This window comes from Brachybacterium subflavum (assembly GCF_009299795.1).
Classification (GTDB): domain Bacteria; phylum Actinomycetota; class Actinomycetes; order Actinomycetales; family Dermabacteraceae; genus Brachybacterium; species Brachybacterium subflavum.
The window spans coordinates 41,547-59,441 of sequence record NZ_VIGP01000007.1; the positions used below are offsets into that span (position 1 = coordinate 41,547).

Consider the following 17,895-nt stretch of genomic DNA (forward strand, 5'->3'; position numbering starts at 1 on the left):
GTGCGCTCGGGTGGATGCCCGTGCGCTCGTGCGTTCAGTCGGACCGGGCGCTCCCGCTCACGTCCAGCGGGATACTGATGACCCCCGTGCGCGTGACCCAGCCGATCAGCGGAGGATCCGTGACGGCGCCCAGTCGCACCTCGACGCTGCCGTCCTCGAGCACCCGGGCGTCCTCGACGTGGATGTCACGGGTGCGGGTCGAACCCGGCGGGTAGGACTCGAGATACTCCTCGGCCTCGCGGCGCACGTCGGACCCCTGCAGAGAGGTGGGCCCGTCCTCGTAGACGGAGTCCTCGCCATAGGCCTGCGAGGCCGCGAGGGCCGCGCCGTCGGCCGCGTTCTGCAGGCGGTTCCTCTCGAGCTGGACCCCCGTGATGGCGGTGCCCACGCCGATCACCATGAGGATCACGACGAGCACGCCGGTGGTCAGCACGGTCATCGTGCCGGTGTCCCGGCCGAGTGCGGTGCGCAGTCGCCCGAGGGGCCCTGTGCCCGCGGAGCCGACCTGTCTCCGTTGCACGCTCATGAGCCGTCACCTCGCTCCTGATCTCCTGGTCGCGAGGCCTTCGGAGCCTCGTCGGCCGCAGGGGCCTCGCCCTCTCCCTCCTTCCCGGCGCGATCTCCCGGTGCCCGGAACTGGTCGGCCTCGACGACGTGCTCGGCGCCGACGTGCACGGGGCCGTCCGCTCCGAGCATCGGTCCGAGGCCGGGGATGGGCACGCCGATCGTCACCTCCGCAGTGACCTCGCTGCCGGCCGCGGAGCACGGGTTCTTCGAGCAGTGGATGGTGACAGCGTCCTGCGAGGACAGCCCATGGTCCTCGAGGGTCATCCTCACCATGGCCTCGGTGCGGGCCTCGGCCCGGGACGCGTCCGGCTCGGTGGCGTGGATCCGGGCGGCATCGCGCGCGATCACGTCGGCGGCGAACACGGCGCCCTGCACCGACCCCAGCGAGAGCACGAGGTAGAGGGAGGGGATCAGCAGGATCACCGAGAGCGCGACGAACTCCACGAGCGCGTTGCCGTCCTCGCGGCCCAGCCGTGAGCGCAGCGCTCGCACTCCCTGTGGCACGTGGAGGGCCGATCGCTCCCGGCGCGGAGCACGGCGAACCCTGTCGCGTCCGCTCACCAGGTGTCCTCGTCGATCGCATGGCCGTCCACGTGCATCGTGCCGGCGGGGCCGAGCAGCCCGACGAGCGGGAACGAGGCGCTGACGCGGACGCGGATCACGCCGTCGCCGTCCTCGTCGGCCTCGACGCCGACCTCGTAGTCCTCGCCGAAGCGGTCGTGGACGAGCTGCGCGCCGCGCACCTCGCCGTCCGCGGGCGAGTTGCCCTCGAGCGAGGCCGTGTGCGCCGCCTGCACGGCGGCATCGGTCAGCGTGTTGCGGGTGTGCACCACCAGCGCGCACTGAATGATCGTCAGCGCGATCACGATGATCAGCACGGCGACGAGCGGGAACTCGACGACGGCGGACCCTTCGTCATCGCGCAGGCGACGTCGCAGCGCACCGGCGCGGGTGCTCAGAGCTTCCGGTTCAGGAAGGGCTCCATGGCGTTGTTGAAGATCTGCACGATCTGATCGGAGGCCACGGCCCACAGGGCGACGACGATCGCCGCTGTCATCAGCGTGATCATCACCCAGCCGGGCACGTCCCCGCGCTCGTCGGCCAGGGAGGCCCGGGAGCCCGCGGGGATCGGGCGCCGGTGGCGAGGCCCGACGCGCAGGGATGCGGGGGGCGTGCGGTGCATCGTCAGTCGGTGGATCGTCATGGTGCTCTCCTTCTGCCGCGGTGGCGCGGCGCATGGGGTCAGGGATGGGGAGGGTGGGTGGGGAGGAACAGAGGCTGGTCATGGGCGCTCACAGAGCGATGTCGAGGACGGCGAGGCCGGGGAAGATGGCGAAGACGATCACCAGCGGCAGCACGAAGAACACCACGGGGACCATCATCAGGATCTCGCGGCGGCCGGCGAGCTCCATGAGGTCTCGTTTGGAGGCCTCGCGTGCGTCCTGCGCCTGAGCACGCAGGACCTCAGCGAGCGGAGTGCCGCGCTCGATCGCTATGGAGACGCCCTCCCCGAAGCGCGCGAGCGCCTCGAGGGGTGTGCGGTCGCCGAGCTGGACGAGGGCCTGGGAGACGCTCGAGCCGGCGCGGATCTCCGCCACGGTGCGTCCGAACTCTTCCGGCAGCGCGCCGCGGCTCGAGCGCGCGACTCGTTCCATCGCCGCGACGGGGCTCTCCCCTGCTGCGACGGCGAGCGCGAGCAGGTCGGCGACCGTCGGGAACTCGCGGGCCATGCGCGCAGCGCGACGGGCCACGGTGCGCTGCAGCAGGTGGTCACGGCCGACGATCCCGATCACCCCGCCCAGCAGGACGATGAGCAGTCCGAGCAGCGGGCTGGCACCGCGCGCGCCCACGGCGAGGAAGGCCAGTCCGAGGCCGATCACGAGCCCGCCGATGCCCCACAGCACCTGTTCGACGCGGAACGCCTCGATGCCGCTCGTGCGGCCGGCCATGCGCAGCCTCTTCTCGAGCTGCTCGGAACCGCCCGTGAGGCGCTCTAGCAGGCCCAGCATGCGCTGGGCGACGGGCCCCAGGAGCGTGCGCACGAAGGTGCGTGCACCGGAGGCGGAGGACCCGTGCTCGAGCAGCGCGCTGCCGCGGTCGCGGCGCAGGTAGGGATCGATGCGGGCGGCGAGGTCGCGCCGGCGAAGCCACGGGTTGCCGACCACCACGAGGGCGAGCCCGAGGCCCGCGACCAGCCCGATCCCCGCCCCGATCAGCACGGGTGCCGCCCCGCTCATCGCAGCACCCGCTCGTCCTGCGGGAGGCGTGCGATGAGCAGCATGACGCGGTAGGCGATCACGGAGACGACGCCCGCGCAGACGATGACGACGAGCCCGGCGGTCGAGTCGTAGGCCTGCGCGGCCTGCGGCCTCGTCGACATGAGCGCGAGCACGATCCAGGGGGCCGCCAGCGCGAGCCGGGAGGCGTTCACGGTCCAGGACTGGCGGGCCTCGAGCTCGGCGCGGGTGCGGGCGTCCTCGCGCAGGAAGGCGGAGAGGGTGCGCAGCAGCACGCCGAGGTCGGTGCCGCCCACGTCGCGAGTCACCCGCAGCGCCTCGACGATGCGATCGGCGACCGGATCCGCGAGGCGGTCCTTGAGACGATCGAGACTGCTCGCGAAGTCGCCGCTGACCTGGTAGTCCCTCCCGAACTCCTCGAAGGGAGGGCGCAGCTCTTCCGGCCCTCGCCGCCCCACCTGGGCGAGCGCCTCCGGCAGGGACATGCCGGCGCGGATGGCCGAGTTCATGTGGTCCACGACCTCGGGCCAGAGCTCGCGCAGCTGGGTGCGGCGCCGGCGTGCCAGGGCGCGCAGCAGGATGGGAGGGAGCACGCTGACCACGGCGCCGATCGCGGCGGCCGGGACTGTCGCACCGGAGATCGACCAGATGAGGATCATGACGGCGAGGCCGAGGCCCACGCACATCGCGGGGACCGCGCCTGCGGGGACGGAGCCGAGTCCGACGGCGATCAGATCGTCGTGCACCCGGTCCAGCCAGCGCGAGAGCGGACCGTGCCGGGGCTCGTGCGCGGGGGACTCCCAGAAGGCGAGCCACACCAGCAGCAGACCGATGCCTGCGACGAGGCCGATGAACGCACCGTCGATCATGCGCGCTCCCTCGTCCCGAGGAGACGGCCCAGATCCAGGCCCGCGCGCTCGAAGCGCTCGGCGTGCGGCGGGTATCCCTCGCCGCGCTCGAGCCGGCCGTCGCCGCTGCGATGGAAGATGTCGGCGATCTCGACGACGCCCTCCTCCGTACGACCGGGCAGCGCGGCGATCTCGCGCACCTGCCGCTGCCCGCCCGGGAGGATGTCGAGATGGACGACGAGGTCGATGCAGCTGGCGACGGTGGGCACGACGAAGCGGCTGGAGACGTTCTCCCCCGCCAGCAGCGGGAGAGTGCACAGCTTGGTGACGGCGTCCCGCGCCGAGTTCGCGTGGATCGAGGCGAGCCCGGGTAGCCCGCTGTTCAGCGCGATGAGCATGTCGAGGCTCTCCGCCTCGCGAACCTCCCCGACGACGATGCGGCTGGGCCGCATGCGCAGAGCCTCCTTCACGAGGCGGCGCAGCGTGACCTCTCCGGTGCCCTCGAGGTTCGGCTGTCGGGTCTGCATGCCGACGACGTCCCGCAGGCGCAGGTCGAGTTCGAAGACCTCCTCGATGGTGACCACGCGCTCGCGGGGGCCTATCGCGGCGGCCAGACAGTTGAGCATGGTGGTCTTCCCTGCGCCGGTCGCGCCCGAGACGATTACATTGAGACCGGCGGCGACGGCGCCGTCGAGGAAGTCCGCGGCCTGCGGGGTGAGGGAGCCGAGCGCCACCAGGTCGCGCATGTCGTGCGCGCGGGCGACGAACTTGCGGATGTTCACCGACCAGTGCTTGCGGGAGATCGGGGGGATGAGCACGTGCAGCCGGCTGCCGTCGGGCATGAGGGCGTCCACGAACGGGGAGCTGAGGTCCAGGCGCCGACCGGAGCTCACGAGCATGCGCTCGACGATCCCGCGCACCTCGTCGTCCGTGAGGACCACGGGCGTCAGCTCGCTGCGCCCGGAGCGGGCGCAGAAGATCTCGCTGGGGGAGTTCACCCAGATCTCCTCGACCTCAGGGTCGTCGAGGAACTCCTGGAGCGGGCCGAAGCCGCCGATCCTCGCGGCGACCTCCGCGACCACGGTCTCCGCATCGCGGATCACGGGCACAGCCCCGCCGGCAGAGCGCTGGTCGTAGTCGGTGACGACCTCTCGGATGAGGGGTTCGAGCTGATCGGCGCGGGCGTCGAGGCCCCGCCGCCTGATCAGCTCCCTGGCCTCGGCCTCGATGATGGCCGCCGCTTCCATCTGGTCCCCTTCGATGATCCGTGTGCGCGACCCCCTCGGGCGCCGCACGGATGCGTGATGCACCTCGCAACGCTGGATACTGTACGGGGTCTGGGAATCCTGGGTCCGCCGATGTGGACAACTCCGGACGGCGGTGCGCGCGAACCTCCGATGTGGCCGACTCCGTTGATTCCCAGGCGGGTGTGCAGGGACCTCGCCTCACACTCGTGCCGCGCCGACCCCGTCCCTCCCTCCTCCGCGCGGCGCGATCACCGTGTTCGCGCCGGTCGTGGCGCTCTCCCGTGGCACGATGGGCGCGTCCCTTCCCCATGACACCCGCGGAGGCAACGATGGCCGAGAACCCCAGCGGCACCGCCGAGGACGAGAAGGTGCGCCTCAAGCGCCCAGCGATCATGTACATGATCAAGCGCGTCCTCAGCGAGTTCGGGCGCGACGGCGGCACCGACCAGGCCGCGAAGCTCACCTACTTCCTGGTGCTCTCGATCGCGCCGACGCTGCTCGCCGTGTTCTCCCTGGCCGCGCTGATCCTGGCTCCGATCAAGGATCAGCTGGCCAAGCTGATCACTGACGGCATCCTGAACTCCGGTCTTGCCGAGCAGCTCGGCGGTGGCGGCAAGGACGGGAAGGAGCAGCTCGGCCAACTCGTCGGCAGCGTCGTCGACTCCCTTATGGGAAGCGCGTCCGGCGGCGTCATCGCTCTGATCATCGGTGTCGCGACCGCCCTCTGGTCGGCCTCCGCCTACGTGAAGGCATTCGGGCGCACCGCCAACGACATCTACGAGATCCCTGAGGGCCGTGGCCCTGTGCGCATGAACGGCACGATGCTCGCCGTGACGGCACTGCTGGTCATCGGCCTCCTGGTCATCGGCATCTCCTTCATGCTCAACGCCACCATCGCCGAGAGCCTGCTGCGGCCGATCGCCGAGCCGCTGCACATGACCGGCTTCGTCGAGTTCCTCGTGACCTCCTTCCTGCCGCTCTGGGCATGGCTCAAGTGGCCCGTCATCGTGGTCCTGATGTTCGTGCTGGTCTCGGTGCTCTACTGGGCGGCCCCGAACATCGCCAAGCCCTTCCGGCTGATCTCCCCCGGCGGCGTCTTCGCGATCATCGGCATCGCGGTGGCCGCGGTGGTCCTCTCGATCTACATGAGCACCTTCGCGAGCTACTCGAGCTACGGCGCGATCGGCGGCGTGATGGCGATCCTGTTCGCCCTGTGGGTGATGAACATCGTGATCATCCTGGGCGCCGAGGTCGATGCCGAGTACGAGCGCGCGAAGGAGCTGCAGGCGGGCCTGCCCGCGGAGAACGGCTTCGAGGTGCCGATGCGCGGGGAGAAGGGCGCGGAGAAGAAGGAGGCGAAGTACGAGAAGGTCGTCGACGCCGGCCGCGACCTGCGCCTGCAGAACCTCCACCGCGACCAGGACTCCTACACCGGCGAGAACGCCCGCATCGTCCCGCGGAACCCCACGGGCGCGATCCCTGCCCAGGGCGACGAGGACGCCGAGGACCCCACCGCCGCGGGAGACGGCGGCGCGGACCGAGAGGAACCCTCCGGCTCCTCCGATGCGGCCGACGGCGCGGACCGCTGACCCCGTCCCCGCTCCGCCCCCGGGCGGATCCGCTGGGGCGGGCTTCCTCCCGCGGTCGGACGCCCGTTCGGTCCCGGGAACCTAGGCTCTGGCCATGACCATCTCCCCGCCTCCCGAGGGCCGGACCGCCCCCGAGCCGGTGGACCCGCCGCCGAGCCGTCTCGACGCGCCCTTCCGCTGGCTCGCGACGCACCCCCAGATCGTCGACGGCGTGCTCTTCGGCGGCATCGCCCTGCTGCTCGTGCTGGGATCGCTGCCGCTGGTGCCGTCGATGTCCGTGGACGGCTGGCTGATCTGGTCGATCCCGATGTTCATCGCCGGGGCGTTCCTGCGCACCCGCACGGGCTGGGCGACCCTGGCGATCGCGCTCCTCGCCATCGTGCACTTCCTGCTCGGGATGATCCTCGTCCTGGGCGATGTGATGATCTTCTACGCCCTGTACTGCGCGACCGTGCACGGTCGCGGGCGGGTGCCGACGCTCGCCCTGATCGGCGGCTTCGTCGGCGCACTCATGCAGGCCGTGGCCCTCGCGTTCGTGCTCGGGAACGGTGAGGTCTGGTACCTGCAGATCATCGCGAGCATCGTCGTGTTCATGTTCGGATGCGCGCTCGTGCTCGCCACCTGGGCCACCGGCCGCTACCAGAGGGTGCGCGTGGACCAGCTGCGCATGGCCCGGGAAGCGGCCGCGCAGGCCGTGCGCGAGCGCGAGCAGCGCACGCGCCTCGCCGTGGCCGACGAGCGCGCCCGCATCGCCCGCGAGATGCACGACGTGGTCGCCCACTCGCTCTCGGTCATCATCGCCCAGGCCGACGGCGGCCGCTTCGTCGCCTCCCAGGACCCCAGCAAGGCCACCGATGTGCTCGAGACGATCGGCAGCACCGGGCGGCGCGCCCTGGCCGACATGCGCAGCCTGCTGGGCGTGCTCCGCAGCGACGACGCCCAGGACCTCGGTCCCCAGCCCGGCCTCGCCTCGCTCGACGAGCTCGTGGACCAGGTGCGCGCGGCGGGCCTGCCGGTCGAGCTCGCCCAGGAGGGCGAGGTCACCGACCTGCCCGGCCCGATGGGGCTCACCCTGTACCGGGTGGTCCAGGAAGCCCTCACCAACGTCATGAAGCACGCCGGCCCCGGCGCCTCCGCCCGGGTGTCGGTGCGTCGTGACGACTCCCTGCTCTCCCTGGACGTCGAGGACGACGGGCAGGGGGTGGACCCGCAGTCCGACGGCCTCGGGCACGGCCACACCGGCATGCGCGAGCGTGTCAACATGTTCCGCGGCACCCTGCACACCGGTCCCCTGCCCGCGGGCGGGTACCGGGTGAGCGTGCGCATCCCCCTGAACGGAAGGACCCGATGATGTCACCGGAGCACACCCCCGAGCAGTCGCCGGACCCGGCCGTCGAGCCGTCGGCCGATCGCCCCCTGAGGATCGCCCTGGTGGACGACCAGCCGCTCGTGCGCGCCGGGTTCGCGATGGTCATCGACTCCCAGAGCGACCTCGAGATCGCCCTGCAGAGCGCCGACGGCGCCGAGGCGGTCGAGCAGCTGCGCTCGCATCGGGTGGACGTCGTGCTCATGGACGTGCGCATGCCGCGGCTGGACGGCATCGAGGCGACCCGGCAGATCCTCGAGGAGGCCCCGGAGGGCAGGGCGCCGAAGATCGTGGTGCTCACGACCTTCGACATCGACGACTACGTGATGGCGGCGATCCGGGCGGGCGCGAGCGGTTTCCTGCTCAAGGACGCCCAGCCCGAGGAGCTGCTCGCGGCGATCCGCACCGTGCATCGCGGGGACGCCGTGATCGCTCCGTCGGCCACACGCCGACTGATGGCTCAGATGGTGAGCACCCCGCCGCCCGAGGACCGCGACGACTCGGTCCTCGAAGCCCTCACCGAGCGCGAGCGGGAGGTGCTCGCCCTGATGGCCCGCGGCTTTTCCAACCAGGAGATCGGCGCGGAGCTCTTCGTCGCCGAGGCCACCGTGAAGACCCATGTGGGCCGCGTGCTCGCCAAGCTCCGCGCCCGCGACCGCGTGCAGGCCGTCATCATCGCCTTCGAGAGCGGGCTGGTCACGCCCGGCTCCTGATCCCGGGGCGCCCTCCGACCCCGCGTCATACCCAGGGCGGAGGGCCCCGCCCGACTGCAGTGGGGCGGCGTGCGGGGCAGGGGCGACCGGACGCTGACGACACCCCGGCCCCTGCACGAGAGGATCGTGATGTCCCGCCGCAGCCGGGATGCCGCCGCGAGGGAACCGCCCTCGCCCCGATCCACGGAGGACCTCCATGCACTCCCCCGCTCCCCACCACCGGGCCGCCGACGCGGACCCCACCTCGGCCGTCCCCTCGACCGCTCCTGCCGCGCACGCGGCGACCGCGACCGGCCCCGAGCCGTCGACGCCCGACGCCGTCCTGCGTGCGCGCGGTCTGCGCAAGTCCTACGGGAGGGGCGAGAGCGTCGTGCGGGCCCTCGACGGCGTCGACGTCGACATCGCCCGCGGAGGATTCACCGCGATCATGGGCCCCTCCGGGTCCGGGAAGTCGACGCTCCTCCACGTGCTCGCCGGCCTGGACGCGGTGGACGCAGGCTCGATCGAGATCGACGGCACCGAGATCACCGGCCTCGGCGACGACGCCCTGACCCGTCTGCGCCGCGACCGCATCGGCTTCGTCTTCCAGTCCTTCAACCTGCTGCCCATGCTCACGGCGGAGCAGAACATCCTGCTGCCGCTCGACCTCGCCGGCCGCCGCGCGGACCGCGCCTGGCTGGACACCATCACCGGCGCCTTCGGCATCGGCGACCGCCTGGACCATCTGCCCTCGCAGCTCTCGGGCGGGCAGATCCAGCGCGTGGCGATCGCGCGTGCGCTGGTCACCTCCCCCGCCGTCGTCTTCGCCGACGAGCCCACGGGCAACCTCGACTCGACGACCACCGAGGAGGTGCTGGACTTCCTGCGCGTGAGCGTCGACGAGTTCGGGCAGAGCGTCGTCATGGTCACCCACGAGCGCGACGCCGCCGAGCGCGCGGACCGCATCATCACCCTGGCCGACGGCCGGATCAGCGCCGACGAGGTGCTGCGATGAGCCGCCGCATCCGCCTCACTCCGCCCCGCAGGCACCTCGCGGCGCTCATCACCGTCGCCCTCGCCAGCGGCTTCGTCGCGATCATGCTCATCGCGGCGAACCTCATGACCACCTCCCTCTCCGCAGGGGTCGAGCAGCGCTACCAGGGGGCCGACGTCGTCATCGGCGACGAGGACCAGGACGCGGCTCCCGCCGACGGCTCCTCGTCGGATGCCGACTCCACGACGACGGTTCCCGAGGTCCCACACGCCCGCGCCGTCTGGCCCCTGTCCGAGGGGTACATGCAGCTGGACGCCGGCTCGGGCCGCACGGCCTTCCTGCAGCAGCAGAGCGATCCCCCGCACGAGGTCGAGCCGCTCGAGCTGACCGCCGGCCACGACGCGCGCTCCGCGCACGAGGTGGTCCTCGACCAGGCGGCCGCCGATCAGCTCGGCGTCGGCGTCGGCCAGAAGGTCGATATCCCCGCGGAATCCCGCGCGGACGGCAAGCCGGGCGATCTCGAGCTGACCGTCTCCGGCATCAGCGCGAGCGGCACCGCCACGGCGCTCGGCGCCACCCCCGTCGTCCACGTGAACTCCCACAACCAGGGCACGCTCATCGCTCCGGGCACCACCAGCAGGTGGCTCGCGGCGCTGGAGCCGGGCACCGATCCCGATCAGGTCGTCTCCGCCCTGGAGGACGACTCCCTCTCCGCGCTCACCGCCCAGCAGGCGATCGACGACGGCGTCTCGGACGTCATGCAGGGCTTCGACGCCCTGGCGATGGTCTTCATCGTGTTCGTGGTGATCGCCCTGGTCACGAGCGCGGTCGTGGTGGCGAACACCTTCGCCGTGACCCTCGCCCAGCGCACCCGCGCCCTCGCGCTGCTGCGCACCCTCGGCGCAACCCGCCGCCAGGTCGCCCGCACCGTGCTGCGCGAGAGCGCCCTGGTGGGCCTGGTGGGTGCGGTGATCGGCACGCTCGGCGCGCACCTGCTCGCCCAGGCGCTGCTGGCGGCCGCCGCCGGGCTGGGTCTGCTCGACGGCCTGCTGCTCGTCCCGGTCTCGGCTCTGTCGCTGATCGTGCCCGTCGTCGTCGGGGTCGCCCTCACGGTGCTCGCGGGCTTCGGACCGGTGCGCGCGGCGGTGCGCGTCGCGCCGCTGCAGGCGCTGCGTCCTGCTCCCCCGGCCCTGCACCGGCGCCTCGGGGCGCGCGGGGTCCTGAGCCTCGCGGCGGTCGCCCTGGGACTGCTGGCACTGGTCGGCGCGGTCGCAGTGTCCTTCACGGGCAGCGTGGGCCTCGGCGTGGCGGTCGGGCTCCTCGGCGGGGTCGTGAGCTTCGCCGGACTGCTCGTGGGCCTCGTGGTGCTCACGCGCCCGCTCACCCGGTTCGCGGGAGCCCTCGCCGCGAGGATCGGCGGGCTGCCGGCGCGGATCGCGGGCGCGAACACCTCGCGCAATCCGCGGCGCAGCGCGGCCACGGTTGCCGCCCTGCTCATCGGCACCACGCTGATGACGATGATGGCCGTGGGCGCGCGCACCACGGAGTCCACGCTCACCACGGAGCTCGACAGCCGCAAGCCCATCGACTCCGTCGTCACCGCCGAGAAGCTCCCCGACGACGCCCTCAGCGCGGTGTCGGAGGTGCCCGGCGTGGCCCACGCCTCCGCGACCCAGCACGGGGACGTCGAGGTCGGGGCCGACGAGCCGATGACCCTGTACGCGGCGACGCCCGCGCAGATGCGCGAGGACTCACACCGCCCCGACCTCGCCGACTCCCTCGAGGACCGCACCGTGCTGCTGGGCGAGGAGCGCGCGGAGCGCTTCGGCGTCCACGACGGCCAGGTGCTCGAGGTCGACGGGGCCGACGGCGCCACGCACGAGCTTCGCGTGAGGGTGGACTCCAACCTGCAGATGTCGATCGTCACCCCGAGCACCCTCACGGCGCTCGTCGGGAAGGACGCCCAGCCCGCCCTGTTCGCGGCCTTCGCCGAGAAGGGATCCGCCGCGCGCGAGGGCCAGGACGCCATGGGCATCGTCACCGGCATCCAGGACGCCCTCGCGCAGCACGGCGCCCCGGACGCGCAGGTCGACGCCGCCGGCGTCGAGCGCGAGAGCTACGGGCAGATCCTCACGGTGCTGCTGGGCATCACCGTCGCGCTGCTCGCGGTCGCCGTGCTCGTCGCCCTCGTCGGCGTCGCGAACACGCTGAGCCTCGGGGTGATCGAACGGACCGGGGAGAACGCCCTCCTGCGCGCCCTGGGCACCACGCGCGGCCAGATGCGCGCGATGCTCGCCTGGGAGGGACTGCTGCTGGCGCTCGTGGGAGCGACGGTCGGGATCGTGCTCGGCTCGGTCTACGGGGTCCTGGGGATCGCGACGATCCTGGGCGGGCAGTTCCCGCTGCAGGTCACCATCCCGTGGGCACAGATCGCACTGGTCCTCGGGCTCGCACTCGCGGCGGGCCTGCTGGCCTCGGTGCTGCCGGGCCGTCGGGCGGCGCGCACGGCTCCCGCGCAGGCTCTCACCTCGGCCGACGAGTAGTCGGGAGCGCCCCGGTGACCTCCGGCCCTCGCGGCGTCAGCCGCGGGGGCCGCGTCCGTTCTTCGCCTCCTCGTCGTCGAACGGGAGCGGGGTCGCGCGCACGAGGGTCAGCAGCACCACGAAGGTCGCGATCGCCAGCAGCATGCCGATCCCGCCCACGACCACGATGGCGGCGCGCAGCATGCTCGCCGCCACGAGCGCCTGGAACAGCTGCCAGGTGACGCCGAAGCCGAGCCCGAAGCGGCCGCGGCGCGAGAGCGAGAGCGCGGCCAGGCCGACCGCGATCGCGAACAGCAGGATGAACACGGCCAGGCCGATCGCGAGGGACGCGCCGACGTCCTGCGAGCCGACCCGCGTGATCATGAAGCCGCCGAGGAGGAGCAGGCACAGCGCCTCGGCGCCAAGCAGCACGGTCCCCAGGCGCCGCGCGCCCGGCCGGTCCTCCGTCGTGGCGGGACGCGGAGCGCTCCCGCGGGGCGAGGGGGGCGGAGATCCGGAGGAGGCCATGTGCTGCACTCTATCGACGCGTTCCTCGCCGAGAGCGCCCCGTAGCAGTCCCCGGGCGCTCACGGCGCTGTGGGAAGTGCCACCCAGGTCCTTCCCGTGCGCTCTTGTCCCCCACCGCGAGGCCTCCGACAATGGAGGGAACCCAGGATCGGCCGCTTCGGCATCGGTCCGCCCGTAGATCCGTATCGCCTTGCCGAAGGCGACCACCTGCCGCGCCGTGGCTCCCGAGCCGCTGCGGGGTGATCCGAAAGTGAGTAGCAGATGGATTGGCGCCACCGCGCGGAATGCCTGACCCAGGACCCCGAGCTGTTCTTCCCGATCGGGAACACGGGTCCCGCGATCACCCAGATCCAGGAGGCCAAGGCGGTGTGCCAGCGCTGCGACGTGATGACCTCCTGCCTGAAGTTCGCCCTCGAGTCCGGCCAGGACTCGGGCGTGTGGGGAGGCCTCTCCGAGGACGAGCGCCGATCCCTCAAGCGCCGCAACGCCCGCGCCCGCCGCGCCGGCTGACCGGGCGGCCGACGGACCGTCGGCCCCTCGCCGTGCCGCATCGCGCACCGCGGCTTCGAACCCCGCACCTTCGACGACGGGCGATCCCTCCGGGGGTCGCCCGTCGTCGCGTGCCAGGGTGTCGCGCGGAGAGTGTCCGGCAGGAGGCCCGCCGGCGGACGCCGCCTCAGGCGTTCGCGGCGTCCACGCTGACGGGGTCGAGGTAGACGTCGATCGTCGCCCGAGTGCCGCCCTCGGGGCGGTTCTCCCAGTCGAGCGACCCCCCGAGCTCTCCCTGCACGAGGGTCTGGGCGATGTTGGTGCCGAGCCCCGTGGGCTGTGCGGACTTCATGCCCGCCCCGTCGTCCTCGATGTGGATCACCAGGTGGCTGCCGGTGCGCTCCGCCCGGATGGTGAGGGTGCCGCCTGTCTCCGAGAGCCCGTGCTCCACGGCGTTGGTCGCGAGCTCGGTGACCACGAGCGCGAGCGGGGTGGCCTCCTCGGGGCGCACGGAACCGACCTTGCCGACGCGCTGGGTGCGCACCTCGACCTGATGCGGGTCCGTGACGTCGGCCCCCTCGCGGTGCACGGTCGCGCTCGCGGCGTCGACGGCGAGGCGCAGGCAGCGCTCGATGACCTCGTCGAAGAAGACGGCCTCCTCGCTGCCCTGCAGCATCGACTCGTGGACCAGCGCGATGGTGGCGACCCGGCGCTGCGCCTCGGCGAGCGCGTCGCGGGCCTCGTCGCTCTTCATCCGCCGCGACTGCAGGCGCAGCAGCGCGGCCACGGTCTGGAGGTTGTTCTTCACCCGGTGGTGCACCTCCCGGATGGTGGCCTCCTTGGTGATCAGCTCGCGCTCGCGGCGACGCAGCTCGCTGACGTCGCGCACCAGGATGATCGCGCCGTCGCGCTTGCCGGCGGCGGTCAGCGGGATCGCTCGCAGCGAGAGGGTCCCGCCGCGGGCCTGCATGTCCGAGCGCCAGGCCGCGCGCCCCATGAGCACGAGCGGCAGGGATTCGTCGACGGGGGCGCGCGTCTGCAGCAGCTCCGTGGTGAGCTCGGCGAGCGTGCTGCCGGTCATGTCGCCGGCGACGCCGAAGCGGTGGAAGGCCGACAGCGCGTTCGGCGACCCCCAGATCATCACGCCCTGCGCGTCGAGCTCGACGATGCCGTCGCCGACGCGCGGCGCACCGCGGCGCGGGGGGATGGGGGCTCCGGCGATCGGGTAGGCGCCCTCGCCCATCATGCGCAGAAGGCGCTCGCCCAGCTCGTGCTGGCGGGTCTCGTTGCGGCTGGGCTCGCCGGCGGGCACGGGGGCTTCGATGCTGAGCACGCCGATGGTCTGTCCCTCGTGGCGGACGGGGGCGAGCTGGCGCAGCGCCTCCTGGCCCTCCCTCATCACCACGGCGGGCTCGAAGTACGGCTCCTCGCCGTCGAGGACCGCGCGCACCAGCGGCTTCTCCTCGGGGTCCGCCTCGATCCCCACGGGATCCTCGTAGTAGACGGTGGCGCCGGTCGACGGCCGGCAGTGCGCGACGGCGAGCGCGCCGGCGGGGGTGCGGACCCACAGCACGAGGTCCGCCCGGAGCAGGTCCGACAGCAGGGCCCAGTCCCCCACCAGGAGCTGCAGCCATTCGGAGGTCTTCTCATCCATGTCCGGCACGTCGGAGAGGTACTTGGCGAGGCTCGGCATACGGCCAGGATATGTCCTGTGCACGGGTGCTCGGCGCGGGAGACCACCCCGGACTCCCGCGCGCGCCGGGCCGGCGGAGACGGGGCGGAGACGGGGCGGAGACGGGGCGGTCAGCGGACCTGCCCACCTGGCATAGTGGGAGCATGCGCCTGAGCGAGAATCTGAACCTGCCGATGCCTCCCGAGGCGGCGGCGGCGATGTACGCCGATCCCGCCTACACCCGGATCCGCGGCCGCACCCTGCACGCGGAGTCCGCGACCTCGGAGGTCGAGGGGGATCCTGCCGGTGCCTTCACCGTCACCACGCATCTGGAGCTGACCACCGAGGGCATCCCGGACATCGCCCGCTCGCTCGTGGGCAGGAGCGTGAAGATCCTCGAGGTGCAGTCCTGGCAGGCCCCCGCCGAGGCCGGTGCGCGCCAGGGCACGATCGAGCTGACCGTGCAGGGGGCGCCTGCCTCGATGCGCGGCCATCTGGAGCTGCGGCCCGCCGGGGAGAACTCCGCGGTGAGCATCGACGGGGAGTTCACAGCGAAGGTCCCGCTGCTGGGCGGCCGGCTCGAGAAGGCCGCGCTGCCGTACGTGACGAAGGTGCTGCGGGCCGAGGAGCGCTCGGCCGAGGACTACCGCAGCGGCGCCTCCGCGTAGTCGATCGCGGCGGGCAGCTCGCTCGCATCGAACCAGAGCAGCGCGGGGTCGGTGTCGTCGACCTCCGCAGCCGCGGCGTCGAGCTCGGTGGCGTGGGCGCTCGCGACCACGAGGGTGTCCTCGCGCGCGAGGCGCAGCCCGAACGCTCCGCCGTCCTCGCTCGCGTCGGCCAGGGAGGCGTCCGGCACGTCGCCGGCGAGGACCAGCGCCCGCATCCGCGGGTCGATCTGTCCCAGCGCGCTGAACACGGCGTCCTGCAGCGCGTCGTACTCGAGCTCCTCGACGTCCTCCGCCGCGCGATCGGCGCGGGCGGCGTCGGAGACGCCCCAGACGGGGCGACCCGTCTCCAGGGCGACCCGCGCGGCGCCGGAGCGCAGGGCGTCGTGATCGGCGGGTCCGACGGGCGCGAAGATCCTCATGGCGCTCATCCTCCCACGCCGGCGCCCGCGCGCTCGGGGTCCGCCCCGCCCGTGCCGGCGCCCTCCGCGTCCGGCCCGTCCGCATCGGCCGTGCTCCCCGCATCCTCCACGCCGACGTGCTCCGCGCGCACCCGGGCGGCGAGGTCCCGCAGTGCCCTGCGCAGGGGGCTGCGCGGCGCCGCCTCCGCGAGCACCGCACCGTCCCAGGCGGCGCGACGGCAGGTGGTGGCCTCCTCCGGGAGGATCGTCACGGAGGCGACGCCCATGCGCGACCGCAGCAGCTCCTCGACCCTCTCCCCGCGAGCGGGCGGCCCGGCACGGTTGATGACCACGTGCAGCGGTCCGACGCCGATCTCGTCGAGCCGCTCGCGCTCCCGGACCAGCCGCGCGATCGAGACCGGGTCGGAGGAGACCACGGCGAGCAGCACGTCGGCCCTGCGCACGGCGCTGAGGGACGCCGCGCAGCGCTGCGGGGCCGCGGTGTCGTAGCTGAGGTCCTCGTCCTCCTCGAGAGGGGCGCCGACGTCCACGACCACGGCGCCCCCGCGGTCCGCGAGGGCCTCCCAGACGTCCTCGAGGGAGCTGCGGTGGACCTCCGCCCAGCGGGCCGGCACGCCGATGCCGCTGAGCAGGTGGAGGCGTCCTCGCACCGCGGGGACGAGAGCATCGAGGGTCTCGCGGTCGAGCGTGCCGCGGGCGGCGGCGCGGCACGCGGCCACGAGCCCCGGCGACTCGTCGAGGACGCCGAGCATCTGGCTGAGGGAGGGGCCGTGGGTGTCGGCGTCCACGAGCACGGTCGACTCGCCGGCGTCGGCGAGCTCGGCCGCGAGGTTCACGGCGACGGTCGAGCGGCCCGGCGCGCCTCCCGGTCCCCAGGACACGATCAGCGGGGCCCGCTGCGGCGGCGGATCCTCGAGACCGTCGGCGGTCTCCTGCACCCACGCGTCGCCGCCGGACTCCTGCTCCGACTCGGGCCGCAGGGCCCGATCGCACGCCTCGAGCAGCTCCTCGACCTCGGCCGAGGCGTCCACGACGATCCGCAGGCCGAGCGAGGTGCGGGCCGCCGCGCCCTCCTCGCTGCGCAGTCCGACGACGCCCGCTCCGCCCCGCAGCATCTCCGCGGCGGCCTCGCGGTCCAGGCCCCGCACCGCGAGGTCGATGACCACGACGTCGCCGATGCCGGCGGCCACCACGGCCGCGGTCTCGGCGAGATCGGCGCAGCGCCGCACGATCCGCGCTCTCCCGGAGGATCCCCGGGCCATGTCGTGGACGATCCTCACCTCGTCGCGCCCGGAGGCGCAGAGCACGATGTCGATCATGAGCCGACTCCCTCGTCACCGGGAACACCGATGACGTCCATCCTGTCCCCCGACCCCAGGGCCTCGAGCACCTCGGGGAGGTCATCGGCCGGGACGAGGACCTCGACGCTCATGGACCGCATGCCCAAGGTGCTCCCCTCGAACACGCGGCGCACGGTCGCGCCGTCCACGAGCTTCTCCGCGAGGGCGTCGCTGTCCCGCTCGTCGGCCGCCGTGCGCCAGAGCTCGACCGGACGCCCCGGACTCACGGAGTCCGCGACCGCGCTGTCGACGGGGATGACGACGGGGCGCAGGTCGCCCCCGCCTCCCTGGCCGATCGCGGACACGGGCAGAAGCTCTCCGGAGTGCACGGACCGCAGGGCCGTGGAGCCCTCCGGGATGTCCCCGGGCGAGCTCGCGTAGCGCGCGGACTGGTCGCCCAGGCGGACCTCGGCAGTGGTGAACGCGTCGGGTCCGATCTCATCGCCGACCACCACCTCGTCGCGCGCGACGAGCACCGTCGTGGTCGCCGAGGCGCGCGAGGCGAGCAGGGCGCCCAGCAGCACGCTGAGGACGACCAGCAGGATGCCGACGATCAGGCGCGGATCCTTCCAGCGGGGTCGGCGCAGGCGCATGAGAGAAGGGGCAGGGGGCACGTGAGCTACCTCCGGGGAGCGGGCGGGGCCGGCGGACTCGGGGGATCCGACCCTCGAGCGAGAGGCTACGGCACTGCTCGTCCGCGCGCGGCCGACCGATCGA

Annotated in this window: 19 protein-coding genes; 7 read left to right on the forward strand and 12 right to left on the reverse strand. The window is 72.9% G+C overall.

Features of this window, described 5'->3' with window-relative positions:
* Nucleotides 1–34: 34 nt before the first annotated feature.
* The 7 genes from FHG10_RS15930 to FHG10_RS15960 all read right to left on the reverse strand — a co-directional run bounded on the left by FHG10_RS15930 (nt 35) and on the right by FHG10_RS15960 (nt 4,899).
* The gene (locus tag FHG10_RS15930; RefSeq protein WP_152354353.1) at nt 35–526 is read right to left on the reverse strand and encodes a pilus assembly protein TadG-related protein; all 492 of its coding nucleotides are present in this window, start codon (nt 524–526) and stop codon (nt 35–37) included.
* A complete protein-coding gene (locus FHG10_RS15935) occupies nt 523–1,128 on the reverse strand; it encodes a TadE/TadG family type IV pilus assembly protein (RefSeq protein ID WP_227488318.1) in 606 nt (201 codons plus the stop codon). Before FHG10_RS15935 ends, FHG10_RS15930 begins: the two co-directional genes overlap by 4 nt.
* A complete protein-coding gene (locus FHG10_RS15940) occupies nt 1,125–1,526 on the reverse strand; it encodes a TadE family protein (RefSeq protein ID WP_193636363.1) in 402 nt (133 codons plus the stop codon). Before FHG10_RS15940 ends, FHG10_RS15935 begins: the two co-directional genes overlap by 4 nt.
* Complete coding sequence (locus FHG10_RS15945) at nt 1,523–1,771, reverse strand: hypothetical protein (RefSeq protein ID WP_152354354.1); 249 nt, start codon at nt 1,769–1,771, stop codon at nt 1,523–1,525. The genes FHG10_RS15940 and FHG10_RS15945 overlap by 4 nt, the downstream gene beginning before the upstream one ends.
* An 88-nt stretch (nt 1,772–1,859) precedes the next feature.
* Complete coding sequence (locus FHG10_RS15950; RefSeq protein WP_152354355.1) at nt 1,860–2,804, reverse strand: type II secretion system F family protein; 945 nt, start codon at nt 2,802–2,804, stop codon at nt 1,860–1,862.
* The gene (locus FHG10_RS15955) at nt 2,801–3,673 is read right to left on the reverse strand and encodes a type II secretion system F family protein (RefSeq protein WP_152354356.1); all 873 of its coding nucleotides are present in this window, start codon (nt 3,671–3,673) and stop codon (nt 2,801–2,803) included. Before FHG10_RS15955 ends, FHG10_RS15950 begins: the two co-directional genes overlap by 4 nt.
* Nucleotides 3,670–4,899 (reverse strand): CpaF family protein, encoded by a 1,230-nt coding sequence (locus tag FHG10_RS15960; protein WP_152354357.1) that lies wholly within the window; start codon nt 4,897–4,899, stop codon nt 3,670–3,672. The genes FHG10_RS15955 and FHG10_RS15960 overlap by 4 nt, the downstream gene beginning before the upstream one ends.
* A gap of 329 nt (nt 4,900–5,228) precedes the next feature.
* Between FHG10_RS15960 and FHG10_RS15965 the strand changes: the two genes are divergently transcribed.
* From FHG10_RS15965 to FHG10_RS15985, 5 genes are all read left to right on the forward strand, one after another.
* Nucleotides 5,229–6,488, forward strand: a complete 1,260-nt coding sequence (locus tag FHG10_RS15965; protein ID WP_152354358.1) for a YihY/virulence factor BrkB family protein — start codon at nt 5,229–5,231, stop codon at nt 6,486–6,488.
* Nucleotides 6,489–6,582: 94 nt separating this feature from the next.
* A complete protein-coding gene (locus tag FHG10_RS15970; RefSeq protein ID WP_152354359.1) occupies nt 6,583–7,839 on the forward strand; it encodes a sensor histidine kinase in 1,257 nt (418 codons plus the stop codon).
* A complete protein-coding gene (locus FHG10_RS15975) occupies nt 7,839–8,567 on the forward strand; it encodes a response regulator (protein WP_152354360.1) in 729 nt (242 codons plus the stop codon). The genes FHG10_RS15970 and FHG10_RS15975 overlap by 1 nt, the downstream gene beginning before the upstream one ends.
* A 196-nt stretch (nt 8,568–8,763) precedes the next feature.
* Entirely contained in the window at nt 8,764–9,561 is a 798-nt protein-coding gene (locus FHG10_RS15980; protein WP_152354361.1) for an ABC transporter ATP-binding protein, read from the forward strand.
* Complete coding sequence (locus tag FHG10_RS15985) at nt 9,558–12,083, forward strand: FtsX-like permease family protein (protein WP_152354362.1); 2,526 nt, start codon at nt 9,558–9,560, stop codon at nt 12,081–12,083. The genes FHG10_RS15980 and FHG10_RS15985 overlap by 4 nt, the downstream gene beginning before the upstream one ends.
* Nucleotides 12,084–12,119: 36 nt before the next feature.
* On the opposite strand, the gene FHG10_RS15990 is transcribed toward FHG10_RS15985, so the two are convergent.
* Nucleotides 12,120–12,590 (reverse strand): hypothetical protein, encoded by a 471-nt coding sequence (locus FHG10_RS15990; protein ID WP_152354363.1) that lies wholly within the window; start codon nt 12,588–12,590, stop codon nt 12,120–12,122.
* A gap of 261 nt (nt 12,591–12,851) precedes the next feature.
* On the opposite strand from FHG10_RS15990, the gene FHG10_RS15995 reads away from it, so the two are divergent.
* Entirely contained in the window at nt 12,852–13,100 is a 249-nt protein-coding gene (locus FHG10_RS15995; RefSeq protein WP_152354364.1) for a WhiB family transcriptional regulator, read from the forward strand.
* A gap of 166 nt (nt 13,101–13,266) precedes the next feature.
* On the opposite strand, the gene FHG10_RS16000 is transcribed toward FHG10_RS15995, so the two are convergent.
* Nucleotides 13,267–14,772 carry a sensor histidine kinase gene (locus FHG10_RS16000; protein ID WP_152354365.1) on the reverse strand — a complete coding sequence of 502 codons (1,506 nt, stop codon included), beginning with the start codon at nt 14,770–14,772 and terminating at the stop codon, nt 13,267–13,269.
* A gap of 143 nt (nt 14,773–14,915) precedes the next feature.
* Here FHG10_RS16000 and FHG10_RS16005 point away from each other — a divergent pair, with 143 nt between their 5' ends.
* Entirely contained in the window at nt 14,916–15,419 is a 504-nt protein-coding gene (locus FHG10_RS16005) for a DUF2505 domain-containing protein (RefSeq protein WP_152354366.1), read from the forward strand.
* On the opposite strand, the gene FHG10_RS16010 is transcribed toward FHG10_RS16005, so the two are convergent.
* Genes FHG10_RS16010 through FHG10_RS16020 form a run of 3 tightly spaced genes read right to left on the reverse strand, consistent with a single transcriptional unit; the run spans nt 15,395 to nt 17,792 of the window.
* Nucleotides 15,395–15,838, reverse strand: coding sequence for a DUF6912 family protein (locus FHG10_RS16010; RefSeq protein WP_152354367.1), 444 nt, complete (start codon nt 15,836–15,838; stop codon nt 15,395–15,397). The genes FHG10_RS16005 and FHG10_RS16010 overlap by 25 nt on opposite strands.
* Before the next feature lie 5 nt (nt 15,839–15,843).
* Complete coding sequence (locus tag FHG10_RS16015; RefSeq protein WP_152354368.1) at nt 15,844–17,157, reverse strand: AAA family ATPase; 1,314 nt, start codon at nt 17,155–17,157, stop codon at nt 15,844–15,846.
* Nucleotides 17,154–17,792, reverse strand: coding sequence for an SAF domain-containing protein (locus FHG10_RS16020; protein ID WP_227488320.1), 639 nt, complete (start codon nt 17,790–17,792; stop codon nt 17,154–17,156). Before FHG10_RS16020 ends, FHG10_RS16015 begins: the two co-directional genes overlap by 4 nt.
* Nucleotides 17,793–17,895 lie beyond the last annotated feature (103 nt).